Annotated in this window: 19 protein-coding genes; 18 read left to right on the top strand and 1 reads right to left on the bottom strand. The window is 42.5% G+C overall.

What is annotated here, in order from left to right:
• Positions 1–147: 147 nt before the first annotated feature.
• Positions 148–1,431 (top strand): EAL domain-containing protein, encoded by a 1,284-nt coding sequence (locus tag GSF08_RS00855; protein WP_160623986.1) that lies wholly within the window; start codon positions 148–150, stop codon positions 1,429–1,431.
• A gap of 12 nt (positions 1,432–1,443) precedes the next feature.
• Here the strand turns inward: GSF08_RS00855 and GSF08_RS00850 are convergent, their stop codons facing one another.
• Positions 1,444–2,316 (bottom strand): YitT family protein, encoded by an 873-nt coding sequence (locus tag GSF08_RS00850; RefSeq protein ID WP_160623985.1) that lies wholly within the window; start codon positions 2,314–2,316, stop codon positions 1,444–1,446.
• A gap of 204 nt (positions 2,317–2,520) precedes the next feature.
• On the opposite strand from GSF08_RS00850, the gene GSF08_RS00845 reads away from it, so the two are divergent.
• From GSF08_RS00845 to ftsH, 17 genes are all read left to right on the top strand, one after another.
• On the top strand, positions 2,521–3,531 hold the full coding sequence (locus GSF08_RS00845; RefSeq protein ID WP_160623984.1) for a hypothetical protein: 1,011 nt from the start codon (positions 2,521–2,523) through the stop codon (positions 3,529–3,531).
• A 95-nt stretch (positions 3,532–3,626) separates the two neighbouring features.
• Positions 3,627–4,823, top strand: a complete 1,197-nt coding sequence (locus GSF08_RS00840; RefSeq protein ID WP_160623983.1) for an O-antigen ligase family protein — start codon at positions 3,627–3,629, stop codon at positions 4,821–4,823.
• Positions 4,824–5,125: 302 nt separating this feature from the next.
• On the top strand, positions 5,126–5,329 hold the full coding sequence (locus GSF08_RS00835; RefSeq protein ID WP_160623982.1) for a DUF1146 domain-containing protein: 204 nt from the start codon (positions 5,126–5,128) through the stop codon (positions 5,327–5,329).
• 41 nt (positions 5,330–5,370) lie between these two features.
• Complete coding sequence (locus tag GSF08_RS00830; RefSeq protein WP_160623981.1) at positions 5,371–6,942, top strand: helix-turn-helix domain-containing protein; 1,572 nt, start codon at positions 5,371–5,373, stop codon at positions 6,940–6,942.
• A gap of 40 nt (positions 6,943–6,982) precedes the next feature.
• The gene (spoIID, locus tag GSF08_RS00825) at positions 6,983–7,921 is read left to right on the top strand and encodes a stage II sporulation protein D (RefSeq protein WP_430641190.1); all 939 of its coding nucleotides are present in this window, start codon (positions 6,983–6,985) and stop codon (positions 7,919–7,921) included.
• Positions 7,922–7,936: 15 nt separating this feature from the next.
• Positions 7,937–8,593 carry a M23 family metallopeptidase gene (locus GSF08_RS00820; RefSeq protein WP_249805786.1) on the top strand — a complete coding sequence of 219 codons (657 nt, stop codon included), beginning with the start codon at positions 7,937–7,939 and terminating at the stop codon, positions 8,591–8,593.
• A gap of 88 nt (positions 8,594–8,681) precedes the next feature.
• Positions 8,682–9,668: a rod shape-determining protein gene (gene mreB, locus GSF08_RS00815; protein ID WP_160623979.1), complete on the top strand. Its 987-nt coding sequence runs from the start codon at positions 8,682–8,684 to the stop codon at positions 9,666–9,668.
• Between the two features lie 18 nt (positions 9,669–9,686).
• Positions 9,687–10,805, top strand: coding sequence for an MraY family glycosyltransferase (locus GSF08_RS00810; RefSeq protein WP_160623978.1), 1,119 nt, complete (start codon positions 9,687–9,689; stop codon positions 10,803–10,805).
• A 72-nt stretch (positions 10,806–10,877) separates the two neighbouring features.
• Positions 10,878–11,444 carry a hypothetical protein gene (locus GSF08_RS00805; protein WP_160623977.1) on the top strand — a complete coding sequence of 189 codons (567 nt, stop codon included), beginning with the start codon at positions 10,878–10,880 and terminating at the stop codon, positions 11,442–11,444.
• A gap of 86 nt (positions 11,445–11,530) precedes the next feature.
• Complete coding sequence (locus GSF08_RS00800) at positions 11,531–13,408, top strand: SpoIIE family protein phosphatase (protein ID WP_160623976.1); 1,878 nt, start codon at positions 11,531–11,533, stop codon at positions 13,406–13,408.
• An 80-nt stretch (positions 13,409–13,488) separates the two neighbouring features.
• Positions 13,489–14,865 carry a PH domain-containing protein gene (locus GSF08_RS00795; protein WP_160623975.1) on the top strand — a complete coding sequence of 459 codons (1,377 nt, stop codon included), beginning with the start codon at positions 13,489–13,491 and terminating at the stop codon, positions 14,863–14,865.
• Between the two features lie 2 nt (positions 14,866–14,867).
• On the top strand, positions 14,868–15,245 hold the full coding sequence (locus tag GSF08_RS00790; protein ID WP_160623974.1) for a GntR family transcriptional regulator: 378 nt from the start codon (positions 14,868–14,870) through the stop codon (positions 15,243–15,245).
• Between the two features lie 101 nt (positions 15,246–15,346).
• Positions 15,347–16,780 carry a beta-Ala-His dipeptidase gene (gene pepD, locus GSF08_RS00785; RefSeq protein WP_160623973.1) on the top strand — a complete coding sequence of 478 codons (1,434 nt, stop codon included), beginning with the start codon at positions 15,347–15,349 and terminating at the stop codon, positions 16,778–16,780.
• A gap of 161 nt (positions 16,781–16,941) precedes the next feature.
• Entirely contained in the window at positions 16,942–18,375 is a 1,434-nt protein-coding gene (gene pepD / locus GSF08_RS00780) for a beta-Ala-His dipeptidase (protein ID WP_160623972.1), read from the top strand.
• A gap of 46 nt (positions 18,376–18,421) precedes the next feature.
• Positions 18,422–19,654: a tRNA lysidine(34) synthetase TilS gene (tilS, locus tag GSF08_RS00775; protein ID WP_160623971.1), complete on the top strand. Its 1,233-nt coding sequence runs from the start codon at positions 18,422–18,424 to the stop codon at positions 19,652–19,654.
• Positions 19,655–19,680: 26 nt separating this feature from the next.
• Positions 19,681–20,220: a hypoxanthine phosphoribosyltransferase gene (gene hpt, locus GSF08_RS00770; RefSeq protein WP_160623970.1), complete on the top strand. Its 540-nt coding sequence runs from the start codon at positions 19,681–19,683 to the stop codon at positions 20,218–20,220.
• 14 nt (positions 20,221–20,234) lie between these two features.
• On the top strand, positions 20,235–22,370 hold the full coding sequence (gene ftsH, locus GSF08_RS00765) for an ATP-dependent zinc metalloprotease FtsH (protein ID WP_160623969.1): 2,136 nt from the start codon (positions 20,235–20,237) through the stop codon (positions 22,368–22,370).
• Positions 22,371–22,394: the final 24 nt, after the last annotated feature.

The raw sequence follows: 22,394 nt of genomic DNA, 5'->3' as shown, positions 1-22,394 counted from the left end.
GTTTTTTTCAATCATCAAACCTAAAATTGATTAAGCAGCTATTTTATAATATAATATGTTCAGAAGCTATTATTACATAAAATGAGAATTTTATCTTTCGCAGCATATATTCGACAAGATGATATTCATGTAATAAAAGGAGAACGTATGAATCAATCGGAACGGTCTGAAGGTACGATTAAAACGGAAGCATGGCTGAGACAGAAATATGATGAAATAGTAAAAAGCGGGGTTGGACCCTGTTCATTGGTCTGCGCGAATATCAAGCAATTCCGTAATCTGTACACCCTGCATGGAAAAGAAAAAAGCGATCAGATGCTGGCAGATGTATTGCATTGTTTGGCTGATTTTATCGGTGATAAGGGTTACGTGACACGCAGTTATGCGGATAATTTTACGATGCTGTTGAATATGGATTCAACAAAGTTCGAAGAGTTGTTTTTTGCACCATTTGTTGATGTGATCTTTGAAATAGATAATCCCTATCTATATAAAAATATTTATTTATCCTTTGGTGTTTATGATATAAACGATGATACCGTAGATTATTATCAGGCTCAGGCATATGCGAATGTAGGACGATTAAGCGCACCGACTATTCGTAACCGTTCATTTTGTTCGGAAATATTTAAGCAGGAATTCTATGATGCATTTATGAATCCCTATTTAATGGAAGAAAGAGTTTCAAGGGCATATCAAAACAAAGAATTTGTAGTGTATCTGCAGCCCAAAGTGTGCCTGCATGATCATAAAGTAATCGGCGCTGAAGCATTGATACGCTGGTTTGATGAGGCTGGTAATATGGTGCCGTTGAGTTCCTTTCTGCCGATCCTCAACCAAAACAATTATATCCGTATGCTGGATATTCAGACTTTTGAGGTTTGCTGTGATCTAATAGCTGAACGTTTAAAAAAGGGATTGCCGATAGTACCCATCAGCTTTAACATTTCACAGTCATTTTTCTATGATACAAAGATGATGTCAGATTATATGGAAGTTTACAATCGTTATCAGATTCCCCGAAAATACATACAGTTTGAGCTTATGGAAAGCATTTCTCTGAATGATTCTCAGCAGCTTGTTAATGTTATTGATGATTTTAAGAAAGAGGGATTTACCTGTCTGCTCGATGATTTTGGAAACGGGTATTCTTCATTTGGCGTCCTGATCAATTCCCAACTGGATATTCTGAAAATGGATCGCCAATTCTTTGCTGATCCGCTGACTGAGAAAACCGGCAATATCATCAAAACGGTGATTAAACTGGCTAAACAGCTTCATTTGGAAGTGATTGCCGAAGGTGTGGAAACAGAAGAATATGTAGATTTTCTGAAAGAAGCGGGGTGCGACATTATACAAGGCTTCTATTTCTATCGCCCGCTGCCGATTCAAGAGCTGCTGTCTTTACTGGACGAAGAAAAAAACCGGTGATCGCCGGCTTTTTTATAATCGCTTTTCATAATTTCCTAATACCTGAAGTCCTTCATTCAGTATGATAAATGCATTTGGATCAACATCAAGAACAGCCCGTTTTAGATGATTGATTTCATATTTTGAAATAATGGTTACCAGGATATGTGTATATTCTCCGGTGTATGCGCCTACCCCGTCCCAATAAGTAACACCGCGGTGGAGCTCAAATAAAATCTTTTCATGCAGATTAGTCTCTTTTGTAAAAATCATAACGCTCATATTGATGTTTTGATAATGGATGCGATCAACGACCAGGGAGAAGACACCTGAGACCATAACGGAATAAAGCGCGGTATTCAAATCAAATAGAACAGCACACACAACATAAACCATGGCATTGAAGATAAGATTCATTTTTCCTATGCTAAAATCTTTTCGTTTTAGGGTTAAATAAACACCCAAAATGTCGATACCGCCGCCGGAGGCTCCTGCGCGCAGAATCAATCCAACTCCGACTCCTGTGATCATGCCGCCAATCAAACAGGCAGATAAGCGGTCAGCCATGATCGGTTTTTCCGGAATCAGGATAACGGACATGAAAATCGTCATCACAATAACGCTGAAGATCGTACGGCAGAAAAACTTTCGTCCAAGCTGCCGGTAAGCCAGATAAAGCAGCGGCACATTAATTAGAAAATTTATGATGCCTGAAACATCAACGTTGGAGGGAATCGGCAGATGCAAGGTTTGTACCATGATGGTACGCAGGATCTGAGCGACTCCGACTACGCCTCCGTTATAAAGATCAACCGGCACAATAAATAGATTCAGACCGGCGCAAAAAATGATGGAGCCTGCAGCAATGACCAGATACCGTTTAAGGCCGCTCAAATTATTAAACATAAAAACCCTCCGTTTTACCACTTTCATTTTTCTCCAAACGAGGGGGTTTGTCAATCAAATATTTTCATATATGATACTGGTATGATATAATTTTATAAGAAAAAGATAAAAACATGTGATGATGTGTGAAAATTCCCCAGAACTTGCAATTCTTCTTTCTTATGATATTATATGGATTTGAAGTACGGATAGGAGGTTTTTACTATGTTTGACAACAAAAACCGCAAAGACGAACTGTCGTCGGATGAGTTAGAATTAATGAAAATGATCAAAGAATATGAACAGGATGAAGCAGCAGAACAGCTTCGGGAATCGGAAGAAGTACAAGACGAATATAATACAAAAGCAAACCAATATGAGCCGGTATCTGATCAATTTGAAGATACCGCACTGATCAATCGCTGTGACCGCACCAAGGTGATGTCACGAGATCAGCTGGAAGATAAAACCTTAACGATCATGCCGGTAAGCGGAGTTAAGCCAAAGGAGGAATCAGGCGGTCAAACCCAGAACTTAGATTTCTCACAATTGGATGAAGATGCGGAGGATGATGATCCGCGTTTTGAACTGCATCGCAATAAAGATAAAAAACCAAAGCAGAAAAAAGATAAGAAGCCGAAAAAAGGCAAGAAGAAGGATGAAAAGCTGAATAAGACGGTTATTATCACGATTGTGGTTGCTTCCGTCATCGCTTTGATTGCCGGTGGTGTTTTGGTGTATAACTCATTCTTCAAAGATAAAAAAGCAGATGATGATAAAATCACCGATGTGACGAAAAAGAAAACCAAGAAGAAAACTACGAAGAAAACAGAGGATAAAGAAGAAGAGAAGGAAACACCGAAGGATGATCATTCAGCCGAAATAAAAACGCTGCAGGGCTTGATTGAGCAGGAGCGTACCAAATACAATGATTATATCAGTCAGGTGAACACCAAGCAGGAAGAACTGAATGCGTATAATACCTCCTTGAACACTTTGCAAAATAAAGTAGCTGAGGCTCAGAAAGCGATTGATGATGCCGGAGGAGAAGAAAACGTAACTGAAGCAATGCGAACGGAATTAGCGAATGCACAGGAGAATTTGGCAAAATTCAAGAACAATAATCCAAATCCACCAACCCAAGCTTCTATTGATGAGTTGAACCGCAAAGCGCGGGAGTGTCAGGATAATATAACCAATTATCAGAATCAGATTTCTCAGTATCAAAATAGTTAATTAAGCATACCTTCGAGTATGCTTTTCTATTTCTTGGAAGAATTGAAGTTTTTACTTGAGAATGTTATAATATGTGAGATTTTAAGGAGAATACTATGACAGAAATATTGCAGTCGATCAAAAGCTTTCCCAAACAGTGTTCAAGTGATGAAAAAACTGTTTTTATTGTTGGTGTCAGTCTATTCCTTCCCTATTTTATAACCGTTCCGGTTATTTTGTGGGCCGTAGCCAAGGCAGCAATGAAGGGCCGCCTGATGTATGCGGTGAAGCATGTGCCCAAGGCTTATGTGTTGTTAGGGTTCAGTGTGCTGATAACGATCGTAGCGCTTGTATATGGGAACTGGTTAGGGGCAGTGCTAGGTATCGGCATTCTGCTGCTGCTGTTGTTTGTGCTTTATTATCGGACCGTAGTTACCAAACCGCTGCTGGAAGTGTTGATGGATATCTTTATCGTCATGTCACTTCTGTGTGCTGTTTATGCAGTGTTTGAATATACTTATTACATTGTAGTACAGTTAAAATGGAATATCTTTACCCTGCCGATAGCGGCAAAGCGTGAATATCGGGTACACGTAGGATTTTTCAATTCTAATTACTATGCAATGATGATAGAATTTGTAATTTTGATGTGTGTATATAAAATTTATCAGATCAAAGTAAAAAAACAGCAAATTTTCTATTTGGCAGCGATATTTGTCAATGCCTTTATCTTATATATCAGCGGCTGCCGTACGGCATGGCCTGCATTGATCGCCGGAGTTGCACTGATTTTGATTCTGCATAAAAATAAGATAATGCTGGGCTTAGTAGGTATCGGTGTCGTTGGGGTAATCGGTTTCTTTGCTTGGAAGCCGCAGTATATTCCGCGTATTGCTTATTTAAAACGCAATGTTGGCGTACGCTTTAAAATATGGCGCGCTGCGGTCAAGGGAATTAAACTGCATCCGCTTTTGGGTCAGGGAGCTCTGACGTACTTCTTTACGTATAAGCTTTACAAGGGTCATAAGACACAGCATGCTCACAATATCATTCTCGATCCGCTTATGAGCTTCGGTATTATCGGAACATTGATGGCGTTGATCTATCTTGCGAGCAGCTTTAAAGAAATATGGCAGCTGTACCGTAAGAAATATGACATGGGATTATTCGCGCTGATTTTAGGTATGATCACTGTTACATTTATTCACGGCATGCTTGACTATACCATTTTTTGGGTACAGACTGCGCTTTGTTTCTTTATGATTTTTCATGGGGCATCCATCTACGCTACATCATATCGCGAACAAAAATAGGAAGGTATCTCGGATACCTTCTTTTTTGATATTTCTAGTTAAGACGAATTGAGAATACTAACGTTGAACATGGTTTCAGCTAAGATGATTCAATATAAAAAGCAAGAGCTTAAGAAAGGTTAACATTAAAAATTTCATAAACTGCTATTTTTGTTTTGGTATCCTATGGCTGACATCATACATTTCCATCGGTAAAAACTGCGGTGAAAGCTAAGACATATGTAATATTTCGTTCATAATATGAAATATTTTGCACTTTGAAGCATACGCGATTATAATAGATATAGATGGAGGATTTTCTTATGTTATATAATATTCTTTCTATTGCGGTTTATCTGCTGTCGTTTGTCGCCAGCTTTTATGCCTTGAGTTCTGTTCGCTTTGAACGATTTACCGACGTAAGAAAGCCCGCAAAAGTGCAGACACTGCTGCTTCTATTGTCCATGGGACTAGCCTATGTGGTTGCGCAGTTTCTAATGAGCTTTGTGATGTGGAAAGCCATGTAGGATTTTGATTATCATTGCATCATCCATGGAGGGGAGAAGCTATGTTTGATATTCTGATTGTCGATCAAGAAAAGGATTTTTGTGATGGACTAAAAGAGATGATCCGCTGGTCAGATGTGAACTGTCAGATTTCATCCAGTGTTTTTACGAGGGAAGAAGCACTGCGAGAGGTACAGCGCAAAATGTATGATATGATGTTTTGCTGTCTCTATCATACCGGTGCGGATGAAGTTGCTTTTATCCGTATGATAAAGCGTGAGTATCCGCATATTTTAATCTTGGCAATAAGTGATCATTCGGATTTTGATCTGGTACGTTCCGTAATGAAGGCTGGAGCGTATGATTTTTTGCTTCGCGGATCGCTCACACCGCCGCTGCTGCTGGAAGCGATGGAAGAATATAAGAAAGCTTATTTGTCCAGCTATGAGAATTTACGGATTCAGGAAGAAGCGATCATGGATAAGCTGCGCCAGTATTTGATCCTGCGCAAAAATCATCATGATGTGACGAGTGAACAATTTAATGCGGTATTAAGCAGATCCCGCTATGGCAGCTTGAATATTCCGTATCAGCTGGCCTATTTTCGTATCGACAATATCAATTTGATGTATCGAAACCAGATCAAGGATCATGCGTTACTGAAACAGCGTCTTTTTGAATGTATCAAACAGATGATACCGCCTTCGATCCGATACCGTTCGGTTTTTCTATCTAATCATTCAGGATTGCTGATTCTTGACAGTGAGAACCGCCATCAAGCTGTATCGATATGCAGTGACATTATGAAACAAGTAGAAGCTGCGATGCATCTGAATGTTTCTATTTCACTATCCTCGGTCAGTGAATCCAGGATGGAGCTGTTTACCCTGTATGAAAAACTGTTGGAGCTGCATGAAATGCGCTTTTACGTGGGAGACCGGGTATTGATTGAATCCGCAGATATGCATCCTTTTCAAGACTTGGACATGAATGCGATTGACTATCATTTGGATATCATGAATAAAATGAGTGAGCGGGATTTCATCGCTGTACTGCGCCTGCTGCGGCAGACGTTGGAATATATGCGGAAGCATTACATCCGCCCTGATGCGGTAAAGGAGTACTTTATTTTCATTCTCAACAATGTTGAGGGTAATGAAATTATGAAAGGCTCGCGCAATGCCAGCAGCTACGATGAACGTAAGCGGGATATTCGTGAATGTGAGGGCATTGCATCGCTCAGTGAAATGGTTTGGGACAGCTTTGTCCAAATTGAGTTGTGGTTGAAGGATAAGGGCAGTATCAAGTATCGCCAGGATATCAGTGATATCATTGATTATATCAATACAAACTATAAGAATAAGCTGACTCTGAAAATGATCGCAGATCATTTTGAAATGAATGAAAGTTATTTAAGTCGAATGTTTAAAAATGAAACCGGTAAGAATCTTATTTATTTTATCAATGAGCTGAAAATGAAAAAAGCATTGGAGCTGTTGAGCGAGCCGCATATGATGATCAAAGAAGCTTCTTCATTGGTCGGTATGGATGATCAGTTTTATTTCAATAAAGTCTTTAAGAAATTTTATGGAATTTCACCGAGCGAGTTTCGCAAGAAACTGCATGCCCGATGACATATAACTGAAATCACCCTCATATCTTTACTGTATGAAGGTGATTTTTTTGCGGAATGGAATCAAGCTGCTGACAGTTCTGATGATGACGGTGACGGCCTTTTTGATGTGGCTTGATTTGTCGGGGAAATCGGTGCATGAGAAGGCATCACCGCCAAAAAAAACAGATGCGAAGAAGGAAGTTCTCGCAAATAAGCATACAGTAGCGGTTGAGCGCAGCGACGGTACGATGCTTACGATTGATCTTGAGGACTATGTGCGTGGTGTAGTGGCATCGGAAATGCCGGTACGCTTTGAGAGCGAAGCTTTGAAAGCGCAGAGCGTCGCAGCTCGTACATTCGCTCTGCAGCGCAATCTGATGGTGGATGATACAACCAGCTCACAGGTGTATAAGAGCGACGATGAGCTGAAAGCACAGTGGGGTGACAGCTATGAAACCAATCTTGCGAAGATCAAAGCCGCGGTGAAAGCGACCGAGGGTGAAGTACTTACATATGACGGAGACTATATAACTGCCGCCTTTTTTTCAAGCTGTGATGGGAAAACGAATAACGCCGGAGAGTATTGGGAGAAAAGTACACCCTATCTGGTATCGGTGGATTCCCCTTGGGATGCACAAGTGAATGATGAGCTGATCCAGGTTCAGGAGTTTACTGCATCACAGATAGCGCAAAAGCTGGGATTTTTGAATCCCATTCAGTCCATTACTGATATTCAGCGTTATGATTCCGGATATGTGAAATCAATTATGATCGATTCTATCACTTTCAGCGGCCGAGAGCTTCGCGAGAAACTGAATCTTCGTTCCAATAAGTTTACGGTTACGATGAGCGGGAGCGATATTTCTTTTCAGGTAGCTGGTTTTGGACATGGCATCGGTATGAGTCAGTATGGTGCGGAAGGGATGGCGAAAGCCGGAAAGGGATACAAAGAGATTTTGCTTCATTATTACACTGGGGTAAAATTGGAAAAAAGATAGGTATAAGGAGCCTGTATGCAGGGCATAATCATCACTAGAGGTGATAATGTGTATTCCTATACGAAAAAGGGCAATAAAAAAGCAAGACGATATGTGTTACTGGGATTCAGTGCAGTGCTGGTGCTCAGTGTCGGCATTCTGTCATACAGCTATATGCAGAATCAGAATAAACCGGAGGATCAATCCGTGTTCGCAGAAGCGAAGATTCCGGTTATCACACTGCCGCCGACCAGTGAGAAAGCGATTCGGCCTTACAATGGTGAAGGCAAGATCGTGTTGGATTATTATGACGGCAAAGCTGGTGATGTGGAAAGCATCTCTGAATTTGAAGGTGTGTATCGTCCCAATCAGGGAATTGACTATGCGATGGACAACCAGAGCTTTGATGTCATCGCAATATACGGCGGCTCGGTGAGTGATGTACGCGATGATGCGCTGTTCGGCAAGACCGTCGTGATTAAGACTGGTGATGTAACCATCACCTATCAGTCCCTGTCTGATACCAAACTGAAAAAAGGTGATGTGATTAAGCAGGGTGATGTAATTTCCCAGGCTTCCACCAATATATACAACAAGGATCTGGGCAATCATGTCCATATTGCGGTTGTGAAAAATGGTAAGATTATCGATCCGGAAAGTATCTATAATCAAAAGGCCAGTGAAATAAAATAGTACCCATGCGGGTACTATTTTATTTACTATTTTATCCTTTAAAAAATTATGATATAATGTATATACTCGTATGATGGAGGATTTTTTTATGTTTTCTAAAGAAGTTGGGATCGACTTAGGAACAGCGAACTTATTGATATATGTTAAAGGAGAAGGTGTCGTTATAGATGAACCTTCGGTAGTTGCGATTGATGCGGATACCAAGAAATGTTTGGCAGCCGGCTCTGAAGCAAAGGAAATGCTGGGTAGAACTCCGGGCCGCGTCATTGCGATCCGTCCATTAAAAGATGGCGTAATTGCGGATTTTGAAGTTACGGAGATCATGCTTGAATTCTTCCTGAAAAAGCTGAACATCAAAGGTATGTTCAAACGTCCTTCTATCTTAATCTGTTGTCCTTCCAATATCACCAGTGTTGAGCGTAACGCGATTCGCGATGCGGCATATCGTGCCGGAGCGAAAAAGGTGTTTATCGAGGAAGAGCCGAAAGTGGCCGCAATCGGTGCCGGTCTCGATATCAGCAAGCCAAGCGGATGCATGGTTTTGGATATCGGCGGCGGTACAACCGATGTTGCGGTTCTTTCACTCGGTGAAATTGTATCCAGCACTTCATTGAAGGTTGCCGGTGATACACTTGACCGTGATATTATCAAATATCTAAAAGAAGAAAAGAAATTGTTGGTTGGTGATCGTACGGCTGAAGAAGTAAAGAAAAAAGTTGGAACGGCGTGGAAGGGTTCCCGCCATGACGTCATGGAAGTCAGCGGACGTGATCTGGTTACGGGGCTGCCGCATACGATTAACTTGACCAGTGAAGAAATCGAAGCCAGTATTCGTGAAAATTTACAGAACATCGTCCGTGCAGCGAAAACGGTTTTGGAACAGACTCCGCCGGAGCTGTCCAGCGATATCGTTGTACGCGGTATTGTATTGACCGGCGGCGGAGCGCTGCTTCACGGCATTGATGAACTGATGCGCAATGAATTGCATGTACCGGTGTATGTAGCGGAGAATGCACTTCGCTGTGTAGCGGAAGGTACTGGAATTATGCTGGAGAATCTGCACTTGGCAAAATGATGAATAAGAGGTGATTATATGGATTGGCTTCAATATTTGGTCGTGCCTTTTATCATTTCGGTTCTTGCGACGCCAGTCCTGAACATAATCGGCTGTAAACTGAATATCTATGCTGAGATGAATGAGCGGACGATACATAAAAAACCTATGGCAAGAGTGGGCGGTGTAGCCATATACATCGCTTTCATTATATCTATGGCTATGTACATGAAGGTAGATACGTCATTAAACGGTATCCTGATCGGGGGAACGATCATGTTTATCGGAGGACTGATCGATGATATGGACAATCTGAAACCGATTTATAAGCTGAGCTTTCAAGTGGTAGCGGCGATCGTCTTGATGTGGTATGGCAATGTCTATCTGGATGTTATTCGTCTGCCGTTTTGCATAACGATCAATATGGGAATCGTCACGACGGTTGTAACGTTTTTCTGGGTTGTCGGAATCACCAATGCGGTAAATCTCATTGACGGGCTTGATGGTCTCGCATCAGGCTTAGGTGTGATTATTCTGGTAGTGATTGCTTCACTGTCCGCGATCGAGAGCCGTGATGAAATTACGATGATGTCGCTGATTCTGGCAGGCGCTACGCTTGGTTTCCTGATTTTCAATACGCATCCTGCTTCCGTCTTTATGGGTGACTGCGGAGCGTTGTTTCTCGGTTTTATGATTTCCGCAATTTCACTGATGGGCTTCAAAAGCTCGACACTGATTACCCTAGGACTGCCGATCCTGCTGTTAGCGGTGCCGATCGTCGATACAATATCGGCGATATTGAGGCGAATGTTAAGCGGGAAAAAATTTTCCGAAGCAGATAAGAATCATCTGCATCATAAGCTGATGCAGCGGTTCGGTCATCGCAATACTGTTTTGATTTTATATGCAGTAACCGCAATGTTTGGTGTGACTGCCTATATCTACATCATTAATAAGGCGGCGGGACTTTCCTGTCTGTTTGTAATTGCGGTGATTGTAGAAATTTTTATCGAAACATCAGGAATGATTTCACCGAACTATCATCCGATCCTATCGGTATTAAATCGTTTAAAGCTGATGCTTCAGCCCAAGGATGAAAATAAAGACATTGATAAAACCAGAGAATTTAAGGTGAATGAGATAAATCCAAAAGAGTGATGAGAAATCATCATTCTTTTTTTAGGTTATTTTACATTTGTTCGTATAGAAAAGGGGGGGAGGTATACAAGGATGGAAGTAAAAAAACTGCAGGCGCTGCTGAAGCATCCATCAACGTATCAGATGAAAGAAGTTAGCGCTTGGCCGAAGCTGCGCAGGGATTATATTGAAGAACGAAGTGCGGAATATGAAGCGCTGCCGCTTCGCGAGGGAGTAGCCAAAATGATCAGCGAACAGAACTTTCGAGATTGGTCACAGTGCTATTCCTGTATGGAAAGGGGCATTCATATTGCAGAGGGTGATGTGTGCTTTTTGGATTTTGGGGATGCCTTTATCAATGAAGCCGGTTTTCAGCATTTCGGCGTGATTTTAAAGATTTTCCATGGCAAAGCCTTCGTCATACCCATGTCGAGCAATGCAGCTACCTATGCGCAGGCTTATCAGGAGGAAACGGGATGCGGGAAAAAGCATTTGATGCAGATTGGGTTAATTCCTGGACTGGTGAAGGAGAGTGTATTATTTATGAATGATGCCAAATTCATTAATACAGCGAGAATTATTGAAGTGAAAGCACATATTGATGTAAATAGTGAACTCTTTTTGAGAATCAAAACACGGCTCCTGCATTTTCTGGAATGATCATATACAAAGAAGCCATACATGATTCGACAGAATTTGTAAAAAATCTTCTTTACAATACAAATTACAGTAAAGGAGAGATATTGATGGAACACCTCTTGAAAAAAGAATCCATTCAAAACAGTATCGCAGCGAAGCATGAAGCTGCTTTCCTAGTACCGGCGCTGCTGATTGGATTAGTGCCTGATCCGTGGACGATCTGTTTTGTATTTCCATATTTGACTTACGCTTTTATGAAGAATGCGCGGGGATGGATTTATGCGATGGCAGGAATCCTCATTGCGGGGACGGCTGTAAATGTTGTGAATGCGTATATGTTTGCCGTATTGTTTTCGGCATTTTGTCTTTGCATACAGATTATCAAGTTTATGGAGCGTAATATTTATCAGGCGCTGACCGGATTATGCACGATGCTGTGCATCCCTTATCTGTTGGCATTGCCGGTAACATTGCGAGAAGGTGTGATTATTCTGGGCTTCACCGCGTTATATACCTATCTTGTGCAGACCGGTTATCATTGGACAAAAAAGACTTGCTCAATCAGCAAGGCGGTATATCCGCTATTGCTGTATGCGCTGTTTCTCTTGATCATGCCATGGATCCCAGAGGGTTATCAATTTGGTACGGGAATCGTGATCCTGACCTTGGCAGCGCTCAGCTCGAATCGGGAAGAAGTATGTCTGATTCTGCTGTTTCAATTTTTGATGACACCATTTCCGATAGGTGGTCCCTGGCTGGTTCTGCTGGCTTGCTTGAGTATCTATCAGGGGAGAAAGCTATTCCAGCTCATCTTTATTACGATAGCTGCTCTGTTTTTGGCGACAAATAGCTCGGCAATTTCCGTTTTCATCATCATGATGATCCTAACTCTACTTTATAAAGAGCGGCTGTTACCTTTTTTAGCCGAGGATCGTGAGCCGATTTCTATTTCACAGAATTTGGCGCTTCGAGATATGAATTTAAAATTACATAATTTTTCTGCTATCTTTGATGCCCTGTCTAATTTCTATATGGAAACCAGTGATATTCAGGGAGAAATGCTTCAAAATATGTCACAGGCTCTTTCATATACGGCTGCCGAAATGCGGGTGAACACAGATTATGATGATCGGCGGCTGAAAATTTTGGATGCGCTGGAAGGATATCAATATGAGGTAGAGGATCTGTTGTTTGAGGAAATGGAAAACGGGAATATTCATATTGAAGTCACAATACGAAATATCAAGCGCGATGAGATTAAGACTACGCTGATTCCGCTTTTGGAGGTTCTTGTAAAAAGCCGCTTGGTCATTGCTGATGATCAAACCCGTAAATTCCATAAGGCCTGCCATCACATTGTACTGGATAGTGCCGTTCCGTATTATATTGATGCTTATGCTGACAGTTTAAAAAACATCAGTGATAAAAGCGGTGATTGCTTTTCCATATATCGGTATCGTCAGAATGTGGTCTGTATGATCAGTGATGGGATGGGGCACGGATCAAAAGCAGCACAGGCATCTCATCTGATTACTGATATTTTTCAGCGGATGATGTCCAGCGGAATTGCTCAGGATCGGGCAATTTGCTGTATTAATCGGCTGCTTCAAAGTGACACATATGCGACGCTTGATGTGATTACATTTGACCGGATGCGGGGTGCAGCATATATTTCAAAAGCAGCAGCATGTCCGACCTATCTGATCCGTGCGGGAGACCTACATGAAATTTCAAGCAGTGCACTGCCGGTAGGCATTATTGCCTCAAGCGAGCCGGATTACTTCATTGTAGAACTGCAGGAGGAGGATGTTTTCCTGATGGCTTCAGACGGTGTTTATATGGATGAGATCATGAGCTGGATGAAGAATCGTGAAAAGGGTTCTGCCAAGGAACAAATTAATTGCTTCATGGATATATTGAAAAAACAGATCCGTGAAGATGATTCAACCATACTCCTAGCACAAGTCACAAAATCGAAAAATTAATTCAAGTACTGTGAGAACAGTACTTTTTATTGACATATGTATTATTTGTATTATAATCAATAATACAAAGAGGTGTATGTATGATGAATTTTCTGTTTACGATTGTCTGTTTGTTTATTAATTTGTGTATTTACTTGTCTATGCGTAAGAGTGGGGAGTACCGCAGCGGCAAGATGTTTCTGGTATCCATTCCGGAATGGGAATCTCGAGATACGCAGGTACAGGAAATTAATCAGCAGTTTCGAAAAGAGTTTCGAATTGTTCTATGGATCAACACCGGTCTGGCTTTGACACGTCTTATCCTGCCGAATATGTGGCTTCTGCTGTACTCCTTGCTGATATTTGTGATGCTCATGCTTTATGAGCTTCCGCTTCGTAAAGCGAATCGTCTCATGAAAGAACTCAAAAAAGAGCGTTCATGGCCGATCGTAAACGGGAGTCAAAAGCTAATTGATATTACGATAGCGGCACATATGAAGGAAAGCATCGTACGTCCGATCTGGTATGTCATTCCTTTTCTTATCGCTTTAAGTGCTTATCTGATGAGTCCCAAGCGTTCTTTCATCATCAATGGCTATCTTCTTCTCATTGCCGTGATTCCGGCATGCTTATATGTGACGATACGGCGCCTCCCTAATCACACCTATTGTGAGGATTCCGTTTTGAATATTCGATTGAATCGAAATCGCCGGCGCACATTTAGTCTAGTCCTGTTAATGCTGGCTTGTGGGGACGCCTTGATGTTCACCTTAATTTCTGTTTTAACTGCAGACGGTCCGATTTGGCTTGTTTTTGTATTGCTGTTTTTCGCAGTTGTTACGGTGTTATCTTCCTTATGGATTTTTTATCACTATCATTGCAGCCGACAGGAAATTATTCGGACGATTAAAAATCCAATCCGATATGATGACGAGGATGACTACTGGAAATACGGATGGATAGCAGGTCCCTGCTACAACAATCCGAATGATCCGGAAGTATTCAAAGACAATGGTTCTGACTCCAGTATGACGCTGAACAGCGGCAGACCATCGGTTAAGATCTTTTACAGTGCGGTGGTGCTGGGACTTTCCTGCCTTATGATCGGTATTTTTGCTTATCCTGCCGTATTGGATTATCAGCATAAGCTGGTCGATGTGTCGATCACCGGTGAAAAGGTCAAGATCGACAGCCCATTCTACGGAAAGGAAATACCGCTGGCGTCCATTCAAAAAGTTGAACTTCGTCAAAAATTGGGTAACATGACAAGAGTTGGCGGGACTGATACAGGTATCTATGCCACCGGCAATTATGAAACCGATGCGTTTGGACGTGTGAAAATGTATATTGCGTCCCGTCATAAACAATTTATTATCGCCTATACTTCAGACGGTATCATTATATTTAATGATGATGATACTGGTGAAACAAGTAAGCTGTATCAAGCGTTGGATCAGTTATGTAGGGAGCGTGAGTAAATATGTTGATTCATCTGGATTACAGCAGCGACATACCGATCTATGTCCAGCTGCGAAATGAAATTGTTCGGGCCATCGGTTCCGGCACCCTCAAAGACGGCGAATCGCTGCCGACCGTGCGCGCTTTGGCCAACGACCTGCATGTGAATGCGATGACCGTCAACAAGACATATGCGGTTTTGAAGCAGGAGGGCTTTATCGAAATTGACCGCCGGCATGGCGCTAAAGTGAAACAGCAGGGTTCCTGTTCGATGCTGTATCGAGAAAAGCTTGAGAGTGAGCTGGAGCTGCTGGCTGCTGAAGCTAATGCCAAGGGGATGAGCGAAGCTGATTTTCTAAAAATGTGTCAGTCTTTTTATACCAAAACAGCAAAGCGATGAGCCTCTCTCTGAAGGTTGTATGCAAGAAATAAAATTTGTAATGTATGCCTTTACAACTCTCATTTGTTGTGGGACAATGGTCGTATACAGGAGGTATTTACATGAGCGTTTTAGATCAGAATAAACCCTATCAGAAATATTTTGAAGAATTGACAAAGATCCCGCACGGATCGGGAAATGAAAAAGCAATCAGTGATTTCCTGGTGAATTTTGCGAAAGAATTGAATTTGGAAGTTGTTCAGGATGAAGCAAACAATGTCATTGTCTATAAAGAGGCAAGTAAGGGATATGAAGACCACCCTTCGGTTATGCTGCAGGCACACATTGACATGGTGAATGAGAAAAACGGTGACAGTGATCATGACTTTGATAAGGATCCTCTGGATATTTATATTGAAGATGGTTATTTGAAAGCACGCGGCACAACGCTGGGTGGTGATGACGGAGCCGGTGTTGCCTATATTATGGCGGTATTAGCAGATGAATCATTAGAACATCCGCGTTTGAATGCGCTGTTCACGACCGGTGAAGAGGCGACCATGATCGGTGCCTTTACGGTTGATCCAAAATTGTTGGATGCCCGCCGCCTGATCAATATTGACGGTGAGGAAGAAGATGTATCCAATACGGCAAGTGCGGGTGGAATCGACGTGTTGTTTCACCGTGCTGTCAACTGGACAAAGAATGACACAGACTGCTATGAGCTGAAGGTCAGCGGCCTGAGCGGCGGACACTCCGGCGGTGAAATTCATAAGGAAAAAGGCAATGCAAACAAAATTGCGGCTCGCATTCTGCATAATCTTGCGAAAGATGGAACAATTACACTTTGTGAAATCAGCGGCGGTTTGAAGGTCAATGCGATTCCTCGTGAAGCAAAAGCGGTTTTCGCTGCCACAGCTGGTGAGGCTAAAGTAAAAGAAACGGCACAGCGTGTGATCGACGAAATAAAAAAGGAATTGGAATACACAGACAGTGGGCTGTGTGTCGAAATAAAAGCGGTGGATAAAGCAGCGGAAGCGATGGATCAGAAAACGAGTGATGCGATCGTTGATCTCATGTATCTGATGCCGACCGGACTTCGTCACAAAAGCGATCACCTGGATGGATTAACGGTAGCATCTGAAAATATCGGGGTTGTGACAACTGGGAAAGCGGGTTTTGACCTGGCTATTTCAATCCGTGGAGCACTGGATTCCTACGTTCAGGATATGACTGATGAATTGAAAACCTTAGGCTCGCTGCTTGGCTTTACCTGCAAAGATGATAACTGGTATCCTTGCTGGGATTACATGGATGTAAGCCCACTGCGTGATACAATGAATGAAGTATACAGAGAAGTACACGGCAAAGATTTGATTCTGGAAGCAATCCACGGCGGTTTAGAATGCGGCATCTTCAAAGAAAAAATGCATGATCTGGATATCGTGACCATGGGTCCGAATCTGTATGATGTGCATACACCGGATGAAAAATTAAACATGGAGTCATTCGACCGTACCTATACATTCCTGTGTAAGTTCCTGTCAAGACTGTAAACGGGTTGGTTATTCTTGAGAATCCTTACAATGAGAAACGGAAAACAGGGGTGTTTTCCGTTTTCTTTTACATTTATGGACTTTTTTACAGATAAATCTGTCAAATCTATTATTATAGAAACTGAAGATGCCCAGCGTGAAAAATACCGGAGGTGAACAATATGAGTATTTTGGATGAGAAGAAACCGCATCAGAGATTTTTTGAGGCTTTGACTAAGATCCCTCATGGTTCAGAAAATGAACAGGCAATCAGTGATTTTTTGGTTGAATTTGCGAAAACGCGAAAACGAAAGGTTATTCAGGATGCGGCAAATAATGTCATTGTGTATAAAGAGGCAAGCCGCGGCTATGAGGATCACCCGGCGGTGATGCTGCAGGCGCATATTGATATGGTCAATGAAAAGAGCAGTGACAGTACTCATAATTTTGAAACTGATCCATTGGATATTTATGTAGAAGACGGCTTTGTGAAGGCACGGGGAACTACGCTTGGTGCCGATGACGGAGCGGGTGCTGCTTATATCATGGCAGTGCTGGATGATGATACGCTTATGCATCCAAGAATCAATGCAGTATTTACAACCGGAGAAGAATCTACAATGAATGGTGCTTTCCAGATTGATCCAAAGCTGCTGGACGCGCGTCGTTTGATAAATCTGGACTGTATCGATGAGGGAATATCCACAACTGCCAGCTCAGGGGGAATGGATGTGCTGTTTCATCGTAAACTAAACTGGATAAATAATAATCAAAATTGCTGCCAATTATGTGTATCTGGGCTGTATGGAGGTCATTCAGGCGGGGATATTCATTTGGAACGAGGCAACGCTTTGAAAATTATCGCGCGGGTACTCCACGTGCTTCAAAAACAAAATACCATAATGCTCAGTTCTCTTTCGGGCGGTTTTAAAGTAAATGCCATTCCGCATACTGCAGAAGCGGTGTTTGCCTATGACGGGGATTTCTCACATCTGTCATCGATTGTGAAGGAAACGGCAGCAGCAATCCAAAAGGAACTGGCGTATAGCGATCGGGAACTTCAAATCGAAATAAGACAGATTGAACCGGTAAAGGAGGTTGTCGATCAAAATGACAGCGAAGCGATCGTGAAGCTGCTGTATCTGCATCCGACCGGACTCCGCCATAAGAGTGAACACATGGATGGCTTAACGGTAGCGTCTGAAAATATCGGCGTAGTAACGCTTGACCGCATGCATTTTGAAGCGGCTGTGTCGATGCGCGGCGCTTTGGATTCATATGTGAAGGATATGCAGGATGAAAGCCATACGCTGGGAGCTTTGCTGGGGTTTGAATGTGAAGACGCAAACTGGTATCCATGCTGGGAGTATGTTGAAAATAGTGCTCTGCGGTCGATCATGAAAGAGGTTTATCATGATATGTACGGTACGGATCTAATTTTAGAAGCAGTTCATGGTGGCTTGGAATGCGGAATCTTGAAGGATAAGCTGCCAGACCTGGATATTGTGACTCTGGGCATGGACATGTATGATGTGCATACACCGATGGAAAAACTGGACTTGGCATCATTTGACCGCTCCTATCATTTCTTATGTGAATTTCTGTCAAAACTGTAAAAAAGGCTCGTCAGAGTCTTTTTTTTCGATTATAATGTACGATGATATGGATATCTTTAAAACTTTCAAAAAAGAAAATAAGCGATGGGTCATTGGAGTTTCGGGAGGCGCCGATTCAATGTCCCTGCTCGATATGTGCCGTTCTAACGGTATTTTTGTCGTTGCCGCGCATGTAAACTATCGTAAGCGCAGCACTGCGGATCGGGATATGAACGGCGTACAGCGCTACTGTGAACGTTTCAGTATACCTTTTGCCTGCAAGATCGTCGATGAGTTTCCGAAGTCGTGCAACTTTCAGAATTATGCACGGCAGCTCCGCTACGCATATTACCGTGAAATTTGTGATATGTATCAGTGTGAAGGTGTTATGGTTGCGCATCAGTTGGATGATCATTTGGAGACCTATCTGCTTCAGAAAAAACGCGGTGCACATATTCGATATGCCGGTATTCAGCCGGAAATCACCTTATATGGGTTGCGTGTGGTTAGGCCGCTTTTGGGCTATACCAAGCAGGAGCTGCAGGAGTACTGCCATCGCCATCATGTGCATTATTATGACGATGAAAGCAACTTTACCGATCATTATGCCCGCAATCAGATACGGCATCAGGTGATTGATAAACTGACTTATGATGAGAAGCAGCGGATGGTGAATGAAATTGCCGCGTTCAATGAACACGGGAAGCAGCGGGAAGAACGAAATATGGCGCTGCATGAGGAATTTATTCAAGAATGTACCTCGGATTTTCTGCACAGACTAAGTGAAGGAACTTGCTTGAATGTGCTTCGCAGTTTTCTGGAAATGCATGATATTTACAAAGTCAGTGAACCCCAGCTGCGAAATATCCGCCAGATGCTTCTGCAAAAGGAAGGAAATCATGCCTGCCGGGTAGGAAATTATACACTTCGCTGTGAGTATGGTATGATTTCTCTGACCCAACAATCCTGTCTAGGATATTCTTATATTGTTCACAGCCCTGCGATTTTGACTACTCCGTATTTCCGCACCGTTAAAACAGGTACGGTGATCGATGGTGTAACAGTATCGGAAAGTGATTTTCCGTTAACGATACGAAATGCCCGTCCAGGTGATGCTATTTCGCTGCGATTTGGCAAGAAACGGCTCAATCGATGGTTTATCGACCGTAAAATACCTGCTTCCCAGCGAGAAATCTGGCCGGTAGTTGAGAATAAAAACGGGAAAATTATCTTTGTTGTGGGAATTGGGTGTGATATTGAACATTTCTCTAACAATCCGAATCTGTTTGTGTTAAAATAATTTATGTGTATATCAGGAGGAGTCGTATGCATAAGGATGTCAAAAAAGTTCTCGTATCACAGGAAGCGATCATTGCCCGCTGTGAAGAACTCGGAAAACAAATCAGCGATGAATATCGCAAAATAGAAAGCACCCCGCTGTTGGTTGCCCTGCTGAAAGGAAGCGTTCCTTTTTTAGCTGAATTGGTGAAGCATATTGATCTGGATATTCAGTTTGATTTCATGGATGTATCGAGTTATGAAGGTACTGAATCCATTGGTGATATCCGTGTTGATAAAGATCTGGACTGTTCGGTAAAAGGAATTGATATCCTGCTTGTCGAGGATATTGTAGATACCGGCAGAACCTTGCTGGAAGTTACAAAATTACTGAAAAATAAAGGTGCCCGTGATGTAAAGGTTGTATCCCTTTTGGATAAACCGGATCGTCGCGTTGTTGATATAAAGGCTGACTATGTCGGTTTTGAAGTACCGAATGAATTTGTTGTCGGCTTCGGTCTTGATTTCGATCAGAAGTATCGGAATCTCCCCTATGTTGGAGTATTAAAAGATGAGGTATATCAGTAAAAGGAGCGAATTAAATGAAAAACAAGAAAGTTGTTAACGGTCTTCCGTATCTTCTGGTAATCTTGATCTTAGTGATGCTGTTTACATACAGCGGCGGATCCAATACAAAGCAGTTCAGTTTTAATGCATTTAAAGAACAAGCAGAAAAATTGACGTTTACCGATACAAGTGTCGGCATGTATTCGACCGTTATGGATGTCAGCGGAAGCTATTTGAAGGGTGGAGAAGAAGTCAAATTCTCTGTAACCGTCCCGCGTACCGAGAAAAATGTGGAGTGGTTAACGAAAGTATTAAATGACAAAGGCAAAAATCAGGTTGTGTTCAGCGATCCTACCCGCCGTAATTATTGGATGGATTTTCTGCTGAATATCGTACCTTTGTTACTGCTCGTCGGTGTTGCCATCTTCATGTTTACGAAGATGAATGCCGCTGGTGGAAACAATAAGGCATTTGAATTCTCAAAATCACGCGCCCGTATTGAAGGCGATGTGAAAGTGCGGTTTCGTGATGTAGCCGGATGTGATGAAGAGAAAGAAGAAGTAAAAGAAATTATTGATTATTTAAAAGCACCGAAGAAGTTTTCGGATATGGGAGCCCGCATTCCTAAGGGTATGCTGATGGTAGGTCCTCCGGGTACCGGTAAAACATTGCTTGCAAAGGCAGTGGCCGGTGAAGCGGATGTTCCGTTTTTCTCTATTTCAGGATCTGATTTCGTGGAAATGTTCGTAGGTACTGGTGCAAGCCGGGTTCGCGATATGTTTAAAAAGGCGAAACAGACTGCTCCGTGTATTGTCTTTATCGATGAAATCGATGCAGTAGGACGGATGCGCGGTGCCGGCATGGGCGGCGGAAACGATGAGCGAGAGCAGACGCTTAACCAGTTGCTGGTTGAGATGGATGGTATGAGTGAAAATACCGGTATCGTTATCATTGCAGCTACCAACCGTCCCGACGTATTGGATCCGGCGCTGCTTAGAAGCGGCCGGTTTGATCGTCAGATTACGGTAAATCTTCCGGATAAAAAAGGCCGTCAGGCAATTTTGGAAGTGCATGCTAGGAACAAGAAGCTGGCATCGGATGTCAACTTAGATAATTTGGCAAAACGTACCCCGGGATTCAGCGGAGCGGATCTGGAGAACGTATTGAATGAAGGAGCCATCCTGGCCGTTCGCGACAGCCGCAACCTGATTACTATGGATGATCTGGATGAAGCTATTGACCGCGTTATGATGGGCCCTGCTAAGAAAAGTAAAACTTATACCGATAAAGAAAAGCGTCTTGTGGCATATCACGAGACGGGACATACGATTATCGGATTAAAACTGGAAAATGCCGATATGGTACAGAAGGTTACGATCATTCCGCGTGGTGATGCAGGCGGATATAATCTGATGACACCAAGAGAAGAAAAAATGATGCCGACGAAGGCGGATTTCATGGCTCAAATCACGGGACTGCTTGGCGGCCGTGTGGCAGAAGAAGTTGTCTTTAATGAAATTTCTGCCGGTGCCAGCAATGATATTCAAAAAGCTACGAAAATCGCGAAAGCAATGGTACGCAGCTTTGGTATGTCTTCGCTAGGACCGATTCAGTATGATGACGGCAGCGGCAACGTATTTTTGGGCCGTGACTATGGCAGCAGAAACAATTACTCCGGAGAAATCGCATTTGAAATCGATAAGGAAGTACGCCGGATCATTAATGAATGTTATGAAAATGCCAAAGCGATTATCAAGGCAAACCGTACACTGATGGATCTGATTGCGGTAACCTTAATGGAAGAAGAAACACTGACAAATGAACAAATTATGAATCTGGTCGAATATGGAACCATTACCAATCCCAATGAACCAGTTAAACCAGCAGTTACAGAACCTGTTGAAGCGACTGAAACACTTGAAGAAGGTGTTGAAGCCGCCACTGCAGCTGCAATCGTCGCTGGAAGTGATGTAACAGTAGCGACCGATGCTGATGTTGTGGTTGAAGCAAAGCCGGTTGAGAAACCAAAGGCACCGCGTAAGCCGCGGGCTCCTCGTAAACCGAAATCTGAAGGTGAAGCAGAGGAAAAAGTACCGGTGCGAAAGCGTTCTCCTAAGAAACCAAAAGCTGAGGATTCAAAACCATCTGATGATGAAAATAAAGATGCATAAGCAATCTTCAAACTATTTTATCTA

This window comes from Copranaerobaculum intestinale, assembly GCF_009831105.1.
GTDB classification, from domain to species: domain Bacteria; phylum Bacillota_I; class Bacilli_A; order Erysipelotrichales; family Erysipelotrichaceae; genus Copranaerobaculum; species Copranaerobaculum intestinale.
This window is presented reverse-complemented; position numbering and strand designations above follow the sequence as displayed.